Source organism: Bifidobacterium sp. LCP19S3_E9 (assembly GCF_052121135.1).
GTDB classification, from domain to species: Bacteria; Actinomycetota; Actinomycetes; order Actinomycetales; family Bifidobacteriaceae; genus Bifidobacterium; species Bifidobacterium thermacidophilum.
Window position 1 is genome coordinate 68,593 of sequence record NZ_JBQKEV010000001.1, and the last position, 15,246, is coordinate 83,838.

The window sequence follows — 15,246 nt, forward strand, 5'->3', positions numbered from 1 at the left end:
CCGCCGTCCGTGAATCAAATCACGCCGAGCGCTATTCGAAGCAATCAGGCCTTCTCGTTATGGCCGTGGCACATCTTGTACTTGCGCCCCGAGCCGCACGGGCACGGCGCGTTCTTCGGCGTACCCGGGAAGGTGCGGCCGTCCGCCCACGGGCTCTTGAGCTCGTCGCTCTTGGGTCGCTTGCTGGCGGGCAGCTTGACATCCTCGTGGCTGATCGGTGCAGGGCCGACGACGCCGGGCTCGCGATGCTCGGCCGCATCATCCTCATCCGCCGTCTCGTCGGACTCGCTGGGATCTTCCGGAGCGGAGCTGACGGTCGTGGGCTCGTCCTCGGCGTCAGTCGAGGTGATGCCAACCGCCGCTTCGGCCTTGTCCACAGCAACATCCTCATCATGCTCGCTCGAGATGTCCTCGTTCTGTGCGACTTCCTGAATGTCGACGTGGAAGAGCAGCTGAATGGTCTCTTCCTTGATCGCTTCGATCATCTGGTTGTACATCTGGTAGCCTTCGCGCTGGTATTCGACCAGCGGGTCGCGCTGGCCCATACCGCGCAGGCCGATGCCGTCCTTGAGATAATCCATCTCGTAGAGGTGTTCGCGCCACTTACGGTCGAGCACGGCGAGAACCACACGGCGTTCCAGCTGGTGCAGCGCCTCGTCGCTGAGCTTCTCGCCCAGTTTCACATAGGATTCCTTGGCGGAATCAACGATGAGCTTGCGCAGAGCCTCGGAGGCCTTGTCGCCCTTGAGACCACTCACAGCCTTCTTGGCTTCGTCCTCATCAACCGTGATGGTCACGATCTGGGACAGCGCCTTGAACAGGCCGTCCCAATCCCAATCCTCAGGTTTGGCGGATCCACGGTTTGCGCCACGGATGTAGCTGGCGACGGTCTCGTCAATGAAGCGCAGGATGTCCTCGTGGATGTCCTCGCCCTTGAGCACGGCTTGGCGCTCGGCGTAGATGACCTTGCGCTGCTTGTTCATCACGTCGTCATACTTGAGGACGTTCTTACGGATTTCGAAGTTGCGCGATTCGACGGCCTTCTGCGCGTTGCGCACGCCCTTGGACACGCTCTTCGATTCGATCGGCTGGCCTTCCGGAAGACCGCGGGACATCACGCGCGCAACAAGCTGGGTGTTGAACAGACGCATGAGGTCGTCCTCGAGGCTCAGGTAGAAGCGGGATTCGCCCGGATCGCCCTGACGGCCGGAGCGGCCGCGCAGCTGGTTGTCGATACGGCGAGACTCATGGCGTTCGGTGCCGAGCACGTACAGGCCGCCCAGCTCGGCGACTTCGTCATGCTCGTCCTTGACCTGTGCCTTGACCTCGGCCAGCGTGCCGGGCCAACGCTTCTCGTACTCCTCCGGGGTGTCCTCGGGCGAGTAGCCTTCCTTCTTGAGCTTGGCATCGGCGAGAAACTCGACGTTGCCGCCGAGCATGATGTCGGTACCACGGCCGGCCATGTTGGTGGCAACCGTGACTGCGCCCTTGCGACCGGCGACCGCGACGACCGCGGCTTCCTTCGCATGATGCTTCGCATTGAGCACCTGGTGAGGAATCTTCGCCACATCAAGCAGCGAGGAGACGACTTCGGAGGATTCAACCGATGCGGTGCCCAGCAGAACCGGCTGGCCCTTGGCATGGCGCTTGGCGACGTCCTCGATAATCGCGTGCAGCTTTTCCTTCTTCGTGCGGAAGATCAGATCGTCCTGGTCCTTGCGGATCATCGGCTTATTGGTCGGGATCGGAATCACGCCGAGCTTGTAGGTGCCCATGAATTCTGCGGCTTCGGTCTCAGCGGTACCGGTCATGCCTGCGAGCTTGTCATACATGCGGAAGTAGTTCTGCAAGGTGATGGTCGCGAAGGTCTGGTTCTCGGCCTTGACCTCGACGCCTTCCTTCGCTTCGATGGCCTGATGCAGACCCTCGTTGTAGCGGCGACCCGGCAAGATACGGCCGGTGTGTTCGTCGACGATGAGCACCTCGCCGTGGGTGACCACGTAGTCGCGGTCGCGCAGGAACAGCTCCTTGGCCTTGATCGCGTTGTTCAGGTAGCCGATCAGCGCGGTATTGCTGGGCTCATAGAGATTATCGATGCCGAGGTAATCCTCGACCTTGCTGATGCCCGGGTCAAGGATGCCGACGGTCTTCTTCTTCTCGTCGACTTCATAGTCCTCATCACGGGTGAGCTTGGGGACCAGACGGGCGAACTTGCGGTACCAGCTGGTGACGTCGCCCTCAGCCGGGCCGGAAATGATCAACGGGGTACGGGCCTCATCGATCAGGATGGAGTCGACCTCATCGACGATGGCGTAATGGTGGCCGCGCTGTACAAGCTCGCTCTTATCCCACGCCATGTTGTCGCGCAAATAATCAAAACCGAACTCGTTGTTCGTGCCATACGTGATGTCGGCGTTGTACTGCTTGCGGCGCTCCGGCGGCTTCTGATCGGTGACGATGCAGCCGACACTCATACCGAGGAACCGGTAGACGCGGCCCATAAGCTCGCTCTGGTAGCTTGCGAGGTAGTCGTTGACGGTGACCACATGCACGCCCTTGCCTTCGAGCGCATTGAGGTAGCTCGGCAGGGTTGCGACCAAGGTCTTGCCTTCGCCGGTCTTCATTTCCGCGATATTGCCCCAATGCAATGCCGCACCGCCCATGAGCTGCACGTCAAAGTGACGCATGCCCAGTGTGCGCTTCGAAGCCTCACGTACGGTGGCGAACGCCTCCGGCATAATGTCGTCAAGGCTCTTGCCGTTGTCAAGCTCCTGCTTGAACTTGGCGGTCTGTCCTTTGAGTTCCTCGTCGGAGAGGGCCGATATCTCGTCCTCAAGCGCATTCACCGCCTTCGCGACGTTTTCCAGCTTCTTCAGCTGGTGGCCTTCACCCATGCGTAGGGCCTTGTCGACGATGTTTACCACGTTTCGCTCCCTAGTTCATTCAGCACGACGAGCGCGGCGGGCTACCCAGTCCGCACACAACTCATCCCATAGTACGCGACGGAGGGGATTTTACACTCCCCTGCTCCAATTGCGCCGACATGGGCGGGTCGTGCGCCCGGCCGGCATGACGGGAGCCCGCGTGCACTGCAACGCGGGCTCCCGTCGCTATATTTCTGCAGAACCGCTATCGAGCGGCCAGTGTTCAGGCTTCCTTCTTGGCCTTGGCCACGTTTTCGGCGGTGTCGATCTCGAAGACGCCGTAGCTCCAGCCGTGACGATGGTAGACCACCGACGGACGACCAGTCTCCTTGTTGACGAACAGGAAGAAGTCGTGGCCGATCAGCTCCATCTCATACAGGGCCTCGTCGATGCTCATCGGTTCAGCGATGTGCAGCTTGCGACGGATGACAATCGGCGTGTCGCCAACCTGGACCTCAACGGATTCACCCGGACCCAAATCGGATGCCACCGCAGCCTGCGGGCTGTTGTTCGGCTCCTCTTCCTTAGGCTCCTCCTCATCCGGGGTCTCAACCGGTCCAAGATCGACCGGAACCGGGTTGACATAACCACGACGGTGATCCTTGCGGCGATCACGGGCACGACGCAGACGGAGCGTCAGCTTGTCCAGAGCCATGTCGAGAGCGCTATACTCATCGGAGCTCGACGCTTCGGCGCGGACTACGGTGCGTCCGGCCACCACGGTGATCTCAACACGCTTGGCGGTATCTGCCTGACGCGGATTACCCTCGTGGGTCACGACAATCTGAGCGCGCTGGGCGTCCGGAGCGATTGCGGTCACACGATTCATCTTGCTTTCAACGACGTCACGGAATTTCTGACTGACCTGCGTGTGGCGTCCGGTGATGACGATTTCCATGTGGACCTCCTAGCCTCAAGCGGTGTTACCCGCTGTGTGTGGGTTGTCCCGAACTGCGTCTTCGCCGTCCGGGTATGTCTTATTGTAGCCGAATACTTCGCAAAGTGAAGACAATTCGCTCTCGGGTGTCGGAATTGTTCTCGTCATCGTGCTGTATCGGGCGTGTGCTTATAATGGTGATTCTGAGACCCCATGATGGCCGCGGTCAATATGACTGAGGAACTTCCGGGCTCCATAGAGCACGATGGCGGATAACATCCGCCCAGGGTGACCTGAGAGATAGCGCAACAGAGAACAGACCGCCCGGCTTCGGCCGAGTAAGGGTGAAACGGCGGTGCAAGAGACCACCGGGCCGCTGGTGACAGCGGCCGCATGGCAAGCCTCATCGGGAGCAAGGCCAAGCAGAAGACGTCAAGGGTTGCTCGCCCATGTCTTCGGGTAGGCTGCTAGAGCCTGGCGGCAACGTCAGGTCGAGATGGATGGCCATCCGTGTGGAGACACACGACAGAACCCGGGGTATGTGGGGTCTCGTCAACTTCCAGGACCCGCCACTTAGGCGGGTCTTGTTGTATCCGGCAGCAGTTGGCACGTCGGTGTATCAGGTATCGGTATATCGGATATCGGTATATCGGGTATCGGGGCGTATAGGCCAACACACGTTCCGACGCCGTCGCTCCTGCAGCTCGCAAACCGTGCATCACACCTTCTGCCGACGCTCACAAGCCATCCAGAGTCGACACAACCTTCTACCGACACCCACGACTCCCTCTGCGTCGGCAGAAGCAGAGGGATTTTCGGTGAGACGGCGCATGCTGACAATGCCGACCTGTATGGCCTCGATGCAGGTACAACCGGAGAATCGCGGCAGTCAGCGAAATCCGACGGCCCGCGCGAACCATCCTCGTGCTTGTGCGCGAACCATCCTCGTGCGCGACCCACTTCACATGCGACGGTCTTCGTTCGCGACCGTCCTCGTGCGCAACCGTCCTCACACCGACTCGTGGTCTTGCATACGATTTCACCGAACACTGTTCTTCGTACGCGACCGTCCTCACACTCGACGGCCCCCACTCGCATGCATCCGTCATCAGTCGCAAATAGAAAGACGAGACGAGCACGCCGACAGCTACGATGCACCCCGCCACGCGCACCACCTCGACCACGTCAAGATACATGACGAGACGCGGTCGCCAAGAGCCGCGATGCCCGGACACGCCGTTAGCTGGCGCATCCGGGCATCGCGGTTGTGATTCCACAAGAATCAGGCATGCCTCTTCAGGCATCCTTGTCGAACAGGCTGTGCGATATGTCCCGCAGGATGTCAGGACTATGACCTTTGCGCCCGCCGGCAGCCCAGAACCGCCTCCGCCTGACTTGCAAATCAAGCCCCGCTGTACGAGCAGCGACGCTACGCCCGAGCTCCCAAGCCGCATCGACGAATACGCCGGCTTCACGGGCTTCGCCGACCACCTGTTGAGACAGTGCTCGGTCAACGCGTTTGCGCGACAACTCAAGCAGCGTACCGCGCTCCCCCAGCATGCGCCCGACGCAATACCTGACCACTGACCTGGCGTATTCCTCGTCGTTGACGAGACCGACTTCACGCAATCTCGCTACGACAGCGTCGGCAACGGTTTCGTCGTACCCCTTGAGGACAAGACGCTCCAGCAGCGCCGCGCTCGAACGATCCGCACAGTCCAGCAGACGCAATGCCGCTTCCCGGCAAGCATCCTCATCACATGGGTCGCTCGGCCCTTCCTTAGATGCGGCAACGCCTTTGGCCCCGGCGCCCCGGGCCCACGACCTTCCGGCCCGCTTGGCTTTTCCGCGCGCCCAACTCCGCGCATGTGGCCTAGCATCGTGTTGATTATGGTCTTCCGGATGCCCGTCGTTCGCATCTTCGAGGACATCCGGCCGAGGTACCCCCATCGCCACGTCTGATACGGCATCATGCGCGGCGATGGGAGTACCATGTCGCGCGATAAACGCTTCGGCGTCGATCATCGGACGTCAGGTTTTTTCGATGCCGCCGCAGAATCGGCAGCAGCCGCTTTGCCAGCCTCGCCACTTGTCGGTGCGGCGGCCGCTGCCGCCTCATCGCCTTCCGCGAATTGGTCAGTCGGCTCAATCAGGCCGAACGCCTCCTTGACCTTGGTCTCAATCTCGTCGGACAGCTCGGGATTGTCTTTGAGATATTTGCGCACGTTCTCACGGCCTTGACCCAACTGGTCGCCGTGGTAGGTGAACCAGGAGCCCGACTTCTTGATGACATTGCTCTGCAACGCCATATCGATGATCGAGCCTTCCTTGGAAATGCCTTCGCCGTAGAGCACGTCGAACTCGGCGGACTTGAATGGCGGCGCCATCTTGTTCTTGACAACCTTGACCCTGGTACGGCTGCCGACGGCTTCGTCCCCGTTCTTCAGGGTTTGAATACGACGAATGTCAAGACGCACCGACGAATAGAACTTCAACGCCTTGCCGCCGGTGGTAGTTTCCGGATTGCCGAAGAACACACCGATCTTCTCGCGCAACTGATTGATGAAAATCGCCGTGGTGTTGGCTTGCGCGAGGGCGCCGGTCATCTTGCGCAACGCCTGGCTCATCAAACGCGCCTGAAGACCGACATGGCTGTCGCCCATATCGCCTTCGATTTCAGCCTTAGGCACCAGCGCGGCCACAGAATCGATGACGATCACGTCAAGCGCACCAGACCTGATGAGCATATCCGCGATTTCCAATGCCTGCTCGCCGTTGTCTGGCTGGGATACGATCAGTGAATCGGTATCCACCCCCAAATGGCGTGCATACACCGGATCCAATGCGTGTTCGGCGTCGATGAACGCGGCGACACCGCCCGCCTTCTGCGCGTTGGCGACAACATGCAGTGCAAGCGTGGTCTTGCCGGAAGATTCCGGTCCGAAAATCTCCACGATACGGCCGCGCGGCAACCCGCCGATGCCGAGGGCCATGTCAAGCGCAAGTGAACCAGTGGGGATTACTTCAACATTCTGCTCCGGGCGATCACCCAGACGCATTGCCGAGCCTTTTCCGAAGCTCTTCTCCACCTGCGCAAGCGCAGTGTCCAATGCGGCTTTACGCCGGGGATCGATCTCGTGAGCCCCGGATTCCTGGGCGGCCCCGCCAGCTTTGGCGCCCGCCGCCTTGGCCGATTTTGTCTGCTGTGCCATGTGTTCTCCTTATCTTCACGATTTCAGCGACGATTTCCACGCTACGTGAACCACGCCGATGGTTCCACCTTGCACCGGCAATGTGGTCAAAGGTTGCAATGCCTTCTGCGCCAAGGCCTCAGGGCATCCCGTCACGGAATCGTGTCGTGCAGTTATCACTATACCGCATCATGCGAACAAATGTTCGAATACCACCCGCCGGGCAGCGCAAGCTGAATGCACGTCACCTGCCTTGCCGCCGACCGGCGGGCAGTGGCGGCGCGTTGTGGTCCTTCCCCCAACGCCTGGAATCAGGGATATCCATCTGGTCGCACAGCACATTCCACACGACGCGGGGCTCCTCCCCCGCGGCAAGTGCTTCGACCACCGTCATATCGCCCAGTTTGGGCAGCCGTTGATCCTTGGACAGGCTCCGACCATACACACGGCCGAACACCTCCTCCAACAGTTGCCAGAATTCACGTTCACGCACGCAGCAAGTCTCGCACAACCGGGCTACAAGCCCATCAACGACCGCCCGCTTTTGTACTTGCCTCCTCCAATTGCACACCTGCCTCCACGCATCCGCCTGTGCCAGGGAACATCCGCGCCGCCGAAACCGCACGCACAAAACGGGCGCCTCCCGCCGTAATCGGCAGGAAGCGCCCGCGTTTTCTAACAAACCGTCAACCGGCGATTCTTCGCCGACGCCCGGCTAACACCCATCGATCAGGCATGCACCGAATCGAGATAATCAGCCACCATACGCAACATCTGCGCGGTGCTCAAGCCGAGTGAAGCTGCAATCGAGCTGAGCAGCTCCGAACTCGCTTCCTTCTGGCCACGCTCCACCTCGGAAAGATAGCCGAGAGAGACGCCGGCCTTCTCGCTGACCTCGCGCAAGGTCTTATGGTCACGGGTGCGCAAATCGCGCAACACATGGCCAATGGCCTCACGCAGGGAGACATCCTTCAGCTGCGAGGTCTCCTCATGCTTGCGGATCGTGGCATGCGGCTTGGTGTGCTCGGCGTCTTCCTCCTGCCACATGCGAGACAGCGCCGACTGACGCTCGTCTTTCGCCTTCTTTGCGGCACGCGCACGCAGCACCTGCTGCTGCGCGAACATCACAGCACGACGCTGGGCCGGCGTCAAATCACGCATACGCGCCGCCTGCCCCGCACGAATCTGGGAATTCTGAACTGCCTTGGTTTCCGTCATCTGATTGATCTGGGTCATCGTTTCCATCTGCGCAACCCCTTTCGGCTTCGTGTCGTTTTTTCTACACCATGAACAACCGGGAGTGCGGCGAAATTATTCCTGTAGCCCAACTGTGAGCTGCCTCACATTGTTCAATACGTGCCATACCGCCTGTTCGCGCACCTGCCCGCGATCGCCGTGCAAATGCAGTTCCACCGCGGATTCGGTGCGCTCCCCATCCGTCAACACGGCCGGAAGGGAACAGCCGATATACACAAGGCCAGCGGGCTTGTCCCCGTCAGGCCCGGGACCGGCGACCCCGGTGGTGGACAGACCAATCACACGGCCCCCGTACTCCGGCTGATCATACAGGCGGGCGGTCGCAGCGGCCATCTGACGGGCGACCTCAGGATGCACCGCACCTTCACGAGCCAACAACGAGGCATCGACGCCGAGAATCTTCGCCTTCGCGCGGATGTCATAGGTGACTGCAGACCCGAGGAATACCTCGGACGCGCCCGGAATACGTACGAACGCGTCCGCAAGCAGACCGCCCGTCAGCGATTCGGAGGCAGCAATCTTCACGCCGTGGCGCTTGCAATACTCCAGCACCTGCACGGCGAGCCCGTCACGCTGCGCCAAACCATACCCCGTGACCGGCATTCAGTGCTCCGTGGCCTGCGCGGCACCCCGACGCGCCTTGACGACGCGGTACACGTACAGCGCCCCTGAATACAGACACAGGAACAGCGCCACGTAGATCAGGAAGTTCGTGATGAAAGTGTAGACATTCAGCGCGGTGGCATTCGTGATGAACGTGTACGCCGGAACCAGCAGCATGCCCAAGCCAATGCACTGGCACAGTGTCTTGTACTTGCCTGCCTTGTCCGCCGCGATCACCTTGCCGCCGGTGTCGATGACGAAGAAGCGCATCACGGTGATACCGATTTCACGGATGAGGAACAGGATGGTCACCCACCAGAAGACCTCCCCGAATGCGGAGGCAACAATCAGTGTTGAGCAGGTGAGCAGCTTGTCGGCGATCGGGTCCATGAGTTTACCCAGCTCGGTGACCTGGTTGTATTTTCTGGCCATCCACCCGTCGAGCTTGTCAGTCGAAGCGGCGATGATGAACAGAATCGCGGCCGTCCACCGCAGGCCGTGGCTATGTGAACCCCACGGGCCGGCGGCGATATCGATGCCGAGAAAGACCAGCACCAACACGATTCGCGTATAAGTGACTATGTTCGGAGGGCTGTTCCAGCCGTCCAGAAGCGATACCTTGTGTTCTTGTTCAGTCTGCATACCGTTCACCTTACCTCTACTGCACTACCGGACGATGACAACAAGCTGTTAATTCACTGACGGCTTGGCGCGTCCGGCCAGGGTATCCGTGCCCGTGCCTGAAGTGTCTGCGCGATGTCGAAGACACCTCTATGGCGCCACCGGCATCGCACAAATCCCGCCGCCGTGTCTTCAAATCCTCTCCGGCGATTACGCCTCGCCATCCGCCTCGCCATCGGAGCCTACGCCCGAGACAATCGAATCGGTTTTGCCTTCAATGAACGCGAGTACCTGCGGCAAATCCTGCGGCTGGACCAACACTTCCCTGGCCTTGGACCCCTCGGACGGACCGACAACCCCACGCGATTCAAGCAAATCCATCAGACGCCCGGCCTTGGCGAAGCCGACACGCAGCTTGCGCTGGAGCATGGACGTCGAACCGAACTGGGTGGTGACCACCAGCTGGGCAGCTTGCAGAAGCACATCCATATCGTCACCGATGTCTTCGGTCGGGTCGACTGTATGCTTGTCCGCCTCCTTGGCCATCTGCTCGATGTCCTCGCGATAATGCGGTTTGCGTTGGGTGCGTACGAATTCGACCGCTTTGCGAATCTCGGATTCCCCGACCCACGAGCCTTGCACACGAATGGGACGCGCCTGTCCCATCGGCAGGAACAGCGCATCGCCTTGTCCGATTAGGGTCTCGGCGCCTGTCGTATCGAGGATCACGCGCGAATCCGTCGCCGACGAGGTCGCGAATGCCAAGCGAGACGGGATATTCGCCTTAATCAGGCCGGTAACCACATCGACCGACGGACGCTGGGTGGCGAGCACCAGATGCACGCCGGCGGCGCGAGCCAGCTGGGTGATGCGCTGGATCGAGCTTTCGACATCGTTCTTCGCGACCATCATGAGGTCGGCCATCTCGTCGACAACCACCAGCAGGTACGGGTATGGGGCAACCTTGCGTTTCGAGCCGGCCGGTGCATGCACTTTGCCTTCCATCACGGCCTTGTTGAAGTCCTTCATGTTGCGGAAGCCGAAGAACTGGAGGTCGTCGTAGCGGGCGTCCATCTCCTTGACCACCCATTCCAGCGCCTGAGCGGCATGCTTCGGATCCGTGATGATCGGCGTGAGCAAATGCGGGATGCCGGCATATGCGGACAATTCGACGCGCTTGGGGTCGACGAGAATCAAGCGCACCTGCTCCGGCGTGGCGCGCATGATAATCGACATGAGCATCGAGTTGATAAAGCTGGACTTACCTGAACCGGTCGCGCCGGCGACCAGCAGATGCGGCATTTTCGTCAGGTCGGCGGTGACGAAATGGCCTTCGACATCCTTACCGACGCCGGCGAGCATCGGGTTCGGGTCGTTACGTGCCTTGTCCGAACGAAGCACGTCGCCCAAATGCACGATTTCGCGATCAATATTCGGAATCTCGATGCCGATCGCCGATTTGCCGGGGATCGGCGAAAGGATACGCACGTCGGAACTGGCCACCGCATAGGCGATATTGCGCTGGAGATTGGTGACCTTCTCGACCTTGACACCCGGTCCGAGCTCGACCTCGTACTGGGTGACGGACGGACCGCGCAGGAAGCCGACGACTTTCGCGTCGACCTTGAATTGCTGGAACGTGTCGGTCAGCGCGCGGATGACATTGTCGTTCGCCGGAGTGCGCATCGCATGAGGCTTGCCTTTGACGAGCATGCCGAGATCTGGCAGCTGATAGGGCCGGCTCTCGTCGGGCTCGGCGGGCGTCTGGCCACCCGTCTGCCCGGCGCCCTCGTCAGTCTGTCCTTCGGACGTCCCGTATGCCCCGGTTCCTTCCGGATCGGTGGCACCAGCGGTTTGTGTGCCGTCGCCTCGCGCATCGCTCTGCGCGATAGCGGCCCACGGGTCATTCCCCACCGACACACGCGAGGTGGGCACGATGGCCGGAGCTACCGGCATCTGGGCATGGTCGTCGACCGCTTGTGAGATGCCGGTGCCGTCCGGAGCCATCGGGGAGACGCCCGAAGACACCGTGCGCGGGGCGCCCAAACGGGTTTCAGCCGCCTCACCATGCTGTTTGGCCGCATGGGAGAAGGCCTCGTCACCAGCGTATTCGTCAAGACGATCGTCGCTGTCCGGCTTGGGTTTGCGACGGAACAGCCTGGCGAAGAATCCCGGCTTGTGCTCCGGCTGCGCCTCAGCGTCATCATCGGAACCGTCATGGGCGGGCACGCCTTCGGCCATCTGCATGACGCCATCGCCGACCCGAACTTCGTTCGGATACTGCTCGTCATCGTCCTCATCCTGATCGTCGTCACGATCCGCGCCGCCGCCAAGACGATCAGCCAACGCGTGGAAGCAGTCGGGAAGATCCTGGACGTGGGTACGTGTAATCAACAGCAGCGAGAACAGGGCGACAATCACGAATACGATGACCGCGAACACCTTCGACAGCCCCCATGCGAGCGGCGATCCCAGCAGGAAGCCGAACACACCGCCTGCATTCTCGAGGACCGACAGATCGAAACCGTGGGTGTCGGACGCCACGACGGCATCGATGATCGAGCAAATCGACCACAGCAGCAACACCCAGCCCGTCACCACACGCGGATTGTCGGAATCCTTGCCGGCATTGCGCATCAGACGGAACGCCACAATCGCGAGGAACACAGGAAGTACAACGCTCATCACACCGAATGTGCCGGCGGCGAGCGTATGCAGGAAACGTCCCAAGGCCCCGTTGACCCGGAACCATTCGGAAGCGCAGAACAGCACCGAAAGAACCACCATCACAAAGCACAGGCCGTCACGCCGGTACATCGGGTCATACTCGCCGACGCCGGCGAGCGCCCTGACCGCAGCACCGAAACCGCGCGGAATGGCGAGCAGCAGCTTCTTCCACAGCGGCTCCTCACCGACGAGACGCTCGTCGTCAGATAATACGCGGGTGCGTGCCGTATCTTCCGTACCGGTACGTTTCGATGACCCGCTCGACCTGCGGCGGGTTGATGTCTTGTGCTCCTGTGAAGAGGATGAGGATGTGGTTCGTGCCATAGCGACTCTGATTCTAGCGTCCGGCGGTCACATCGTTGAAACGGGACAGCTTCGGCCTCTTACGCCTGGATGTCACCGAGATGGTGCTGGACGTATTCGTCGGCATGCGCGTCAATCGCGTCATACTCCCCCGCGTCCGCGTGATCGATAATCGCCATCGCGTTATCCAGCAGCTGAGGGTTCAGTGCCTCAAGCCAATGGATGCGCGGGTCGCGGCCGAACCATCCCATCTGTTTGCGGGCGAGCCTGCGTGTTTTCTGCGCGATATCGAAGAACGCGTCATCCTCGTCCCAGATGCCGTCCAGATAGTCGATAATCTGCTGGTAGCCCAGCGCCCGCCCGGCGGTGAAGCCCAGATGCGGGCGCAAGCGGCGTACTTCGTCCACGAATCCATGTTCACGCATCGACTGGGTGCGTTGCATGATCCGGTCGTCAAGCTCGCGCCGCGGCAAATCAAGCCCGATCTGCACGCTGGGAATCACGTAACGGTAGCGGGGCAAGCTCGCCGAATACGGGCGTCCGGTTACTTCGATGACTTCAAGCGCGCGGACGGTCCGCCGCGGGTTATGCGGGTCCATACGAGCCGCGGCCTCGGGATCCTTGGCCTTGAGCTCTTGGAACAGCGCGGCGGCGCCTTCCTCGCGCTCCCGCTGTTCCAAACGCTTGCGCACCTCGGGATCGGTGCCGGGGAAGGAGATGTCGTCAATCGCTGCACGTGCGTACAGGCCTGAACCGCCGACCAGAATCGGCCTGATGCCTTGCGATTGCAGATCGTTGATGCACTCGCGGGCAAGCGTCTGGAACCGGGCGACACTCATCGTGTCATCCGGGTCGACGATGTCAAGCAGATGATGCGGGACCTCGGCTTGTTCCTCAGGGGTAGGTTTCGCCGTGCCGATATCCATGCCCCGGTACATCTGGTAGGCGTCCGCGTTCACGATTTCCGCGCGCTCGCCGCGTTCCGCGAGGGCTTTCGCTATGGCGATGCCCAATCCGGTCTTGCCTGACGCCGTCGGGCCGACAATCGAAACGACACGCGGGGCCGAAGCCCCTGCGGATACAGTTGGCGACTGCTCGCAGCGGTCCGACAACCCGGAATCCTTCAGTTCTTCCAACGGTTCACTCTCGCCGTCCGCCTGCAGCATATACGCCTCCATGTCTGTCGTTTCTCTCCACCACTGTACTCAACCCACCCAGACGCCGTGGGACGCCCGGCACCGGTGTTCAGCCGCGACGGACCCGATAGGTTTGTCCCGCCTGCGGATCGGGGTCGGCAATCAGATTATGCTCACCGGCGTGGGTGACGGTCGCCGTCACAAAATCACCGACCTGCGGCTGCGGGCAGCCTTCAGGCACGCCGATATGCACTAACGCCCCGGTCCGCTCACGGCCGGTGACCCGATGCGTCTCATCGTCCTTCTTGCCATGGGTCCCGGTGACCATGACCTCCACATCTCGCCCTTCGAACTTGTCAAGCTCCTCTTGCGTGATCCGTTGCTGAAGAGCGAGCAGACGGTCGAAGCGCTCCTGGACAACCTGCTTGGGAATCTGTTCCATCGCGGCGGCCGGGGTGCCCGGGCGAGGCGAATATTCGAAAGTGAAGGCGGTCGAGAACCGCGCCTGTTCGACCACGTCGAGCGTGCGCTGAAAATCCTCCTCGGTCTCCCCGGGGAATCCGACGATGATGTCGGTGGAGATACGGGCGTCAGGCATCGCCTCCCTTACTTTGGACAGGATGGTCAAGAACCGTTCCGTACGGTACGAACGCCGCATGGCGCGCAGTACACGATCGGAGCCCGATTGCAACGGCATGTGCAGCTGGTGCATGACGTTCGGCGTCTGGGCCATCGCGTCGATGACATCGTCGGTGAATGCGGCGGGGTGCGGCGAGGTGAACCGAACGCGCTCCAGCCCCTCGACCTGTCCGCAGGCACGCAACAGCTTGGAAAACGCATACCGGTCCCCCATCCCGTAGCCGTACGAGTTGACGTTCTGCCCCAACAGTGTCACCTCTTTGGCGCCGTTGGCCACGCACTCGCGCACCTCGGCGAGCACATCGCCCGGGCGCCGGTCATGCTCGCGGCCGCGGGTGGTCGGCACGATGCAGAAGGTGCACGTGTTGTTGCACCCCACCGAAATCGACACCCACGAGGAGATACGCGAGGAACGGGCAGCCGGCAACTGGCTCGGGAAATAAGTCAGGTCGTTGGCGACATCGATCTGCGGCTCGCCGGTCGCGCGCGCTTGGTCAAGCAGACGCGGAAGTGAGGCAATGCTTTTCGTACCGAACACCGCATCGACCCACGGGGTCCGTTTGGCGATGCGCTCGCGGTCCAGCTGGGCCATGCACCCGCCGATTGCGATCTGCACGCGCGGATTCGCATGCTTGTAGCGCGCCCAGCGTCCGATGGTGCCGTACATGCGTTCGGCGGCGTTCTCCCGCACCGCGCAGGTGTTCATGACCACAAGATCGAAATCATGCCGCGCGATCTGGCGTTCACTCGCCGGCACATACCCGTCCTGCTCCAGCACGCCTGCGATACGCTCGGAATCGTGCACATTCATCTGACAGCCGAGCGTATGAATATAGAACACACCCTTGCCGCGGCCGTCCGGCCGAACATTCCCCGACTGCCCGGCAGCCGGTCTCGAGGCGCGCTCCGCCTCGGTCATCATCGCTTCATCCATAACCGCCGATTGTATCGTCCGGTCGGCACACCGC

11 protein-coding genes and 1 other RNA gene are annotated in these 15,246 nt (G+C 61.2%); 1 reads left to right on the forward strand and 11 read right to left on the reverse strand.

Annotation, left to right across the window (positions count from 1 at the left end; all coding sequences use genetic code 11):
• Nucleotides 1-44: 44 nt before the first annotated feature.
• Both secA and hpf read right to left on the reverse strand, forming a co-directional pair.
• On the reverse strand, nucleotides 45-2,924 hold the full coding sequence (gene secA / locus ACTQYB_RS00275) for a preprotein translocase subunit SecA (protein WP_304325715.1): 2,880 nt from the start codon (nucleotides 2,922-2,924) through the stop codon (nucleotides 45-47).
• A 223-nt stretch (nucleotides 2,925-3,147) separates the two neighbouring features.
• Nucleotides 3,148-3,822: a ribosome hibernation-promoting factor, HPF/YfiA family gene (gene hpf, locus ACTQYB_RS00280; protein WP_026650462.1), complete on the reverse strand. Its 675-nt coding sequence runs from the start codon at nucleotides 3,820-3,822 to the stop codon at nucleotides 3,148-3,150.
• A gap of 183 nt (nucleotides 3,823-4,005) precedes the next feature.
• On the opposite strand from hpf, the gene rnpB reads away from it, so the two are divergent.
• Nucleotides 4,006-4,357: RNase P RNA component class A (gene rnpB / locus ACTQYB_RS00285), an RNA gene on the forward strand.
• 740 nt (nucleotides 4,358-5,097) lie between these two features.
• Here the strand turns inward: rnpB and ACTQYB_RS00290 are convergent.
• The 9 genes from ACTQYB_RS00290 to miaB form a co-directional block, all read right to left on the reverse strand.
• Complete coding sequence (locus ACTQYB_RS00290) at nucleotides 5,098-5,826, reverse strand: regulatory protein RecX (protein ID WP_441481662.1); 729 nt, start codon at nucleotides 5,824-5,826, stop codon at nucleotides 5,098-5,100.
• Nucleotides 5,823-7,013, reverse strand: a complete 1,191-nt coding sequence (recA, locus tag ACTQYB_RS00295; protein ID WP_441481661.1) for a recombinase RecA — start codon at nucleotides 7,011-7,013, stop codon at nucleotides 5,823-5,825. The genes ACTQYB_RS00290 and recA overlap by 4 nt, the downstream gene beginning before the upstream one ends.
• A 223-nt stretch (nucleotides 7,014-7,236) precedes the next feature.
• Complete coding sequence (locus ACTQYB_RS00300; RefSeq protein ID WP_033505281.1) at nucleotides 7,237-7,485, reverse strand: DUF3046 domain-containing protein; 249 nt, start codon at nucleotides 7,483-7,485, stop codon at nucleotides 7,237-7,239.
• 236 nt (nucleotides 7,486-7,721) lie between these two features.
• Nucleotides 7,722-8,237, reverse strand: a complete 516-nt coding sequence (locus ACTQYB_RS00305) for a helix-turn-helix domain-containing protein (RefSeq protein WP_033505278.1) — start codon at nucleotides 8,235-8,237, stop codon at nucleotides 7,722-7,724.
• A gap of 66 nt (nucleotides 8,238-8,303) precedes the next feature.
• Complete coding sequence (locus ACTQYB_RS00310; protein WP_304325717.1) at nucleotides 8,304-8,852, reverse strand: CinA family protein; 549 nt, start codon at nucleotides 8,850-8,852, stop codon at nucleotides 8,304-8,306.
• Complete coding sequence (pgsA, locus tag ACTQYB_RS00315) at nucleotides 8,853-9,494, reverse strand: CDP-diacylglycerol--glycerol-3-phosphate 3-phosphatidyltransferase (protein ID WP_304325718.1); 642 nt, start codon at nucleotides 9,492-9,494, stop codon at nucleotides 8,853-8,855. It lies immediately after the preceding gene.
• 189 nt (nucleotides 9,495-9,683) lie between these two features.
• Nucleotides 9,684-12,524, reverse strand: a complete 2,841-nt coding sequence (locus ACTQYB_RS00320) for an FtsK/SpoIIIE family DNA translocase (RefSeq protein ID WP_304325719.1) — start codon at nucleotides 12,522-12,524, stop codon at nucleotides 9,684-9,686.
• Between the two features lie 59 nt (nucleotides 12,525-12,583).
• The gene (gene miaA / locus ACTQYB_RS00325; RefSeq protein WP_441495893.1) at nucleotides 12,584-13,681 is read right to left on the reverse strand and encodes a tRNA (adenosine(37)-N6)-dimethylallyltransferase MiaA; all 1,098 of its coding nucleotides are present in this window, start codon (nucleotides 13,679-13,681) and stop codon (nucleotides 12,584-12,586) included.
• Between the two features lie 67 nt (nucleotides 13,682-13,748).
• Entirely contained in the window at nucleotides 13,749-15,212 is a 1,464-nt protein-coding gene (gene miaB, locus ACTQYB_RS00330) for a tRNA (N6-isopentenyl adenosine(37)-C2)-methylthiotransferase MiaB (RefSeq protein ID WP_441481659.1), read from the reverse strand.
• Nucleotides 15,213-15,246 lie beyond the last annotated feature (34 nt).

Excerpts from the sequence above, each read along its gene's own strand:
- hpf (WP_026650462.1), bottom strand. The coding sequence starts at position 3,822 with ATGGAAATCGTCATCACCGGACGCCACACGCAGGTCAGTCAGAAATTC.
- ACTQYB_RS00290 (WP_441481662.1), bottom strand. The coding sequence starts at position 5,826 with ATGATCGACGCCGAAGCGTTTATCGCGCGACATGGTACTCCCATCGCC.
- recA (WP_441481661.1), bottom strand. The coding sequence starts at position 7,013 with ATGGCACAGCAGACAAAATCGGCCAAGGCGGCGGGCGCCAAAGCTGGC.
- ACTQYB_RS00305 (WP_033505278.1), bottom strand. The coding sequence starts at position 8,237 with ATGGAAACGATGACCCAGATCAATCAGATGACGGAAACCAAGGCAGTT.
- ACTQYB_RS00310 (WP_304325717.1), bottom strand. The coding sequence starts at position 8,852 with ATGCCGGTCACGGGGTATGGTTTGGCGCAGCGTGACGGGCTCGCCGTG.
- pgsA (WP_304325718.1), bottom strand. The coding sequence starts at position 9,494 with ATGCAGACTGAACAAGAACACAAGGTATCGCTTCTGGACGGCTGGAAC.
- ACTQYB_RS00320 (WP_304325719.1), bottom strand. The coding sequence starts at position 12,524 with ATGGCACGAACCACATCCTCATCCTCTTCACAGGAGCACAAGACATCA.
- miaA (WP_441495893.1), bottom strand. The coding sequence starts at position 13,681 with ATGGAGGCGTATATGCTGCAGGCGGACGGCGAGAGTGAACCGTTGGAA.
- miaB (WP_441481659.1), bottom strand. The coding sequence starts at position 15,212 with ATGGATGAAGCGATGATGACCGAGGCGGAGCGCGCCTCGAGACCGGCT.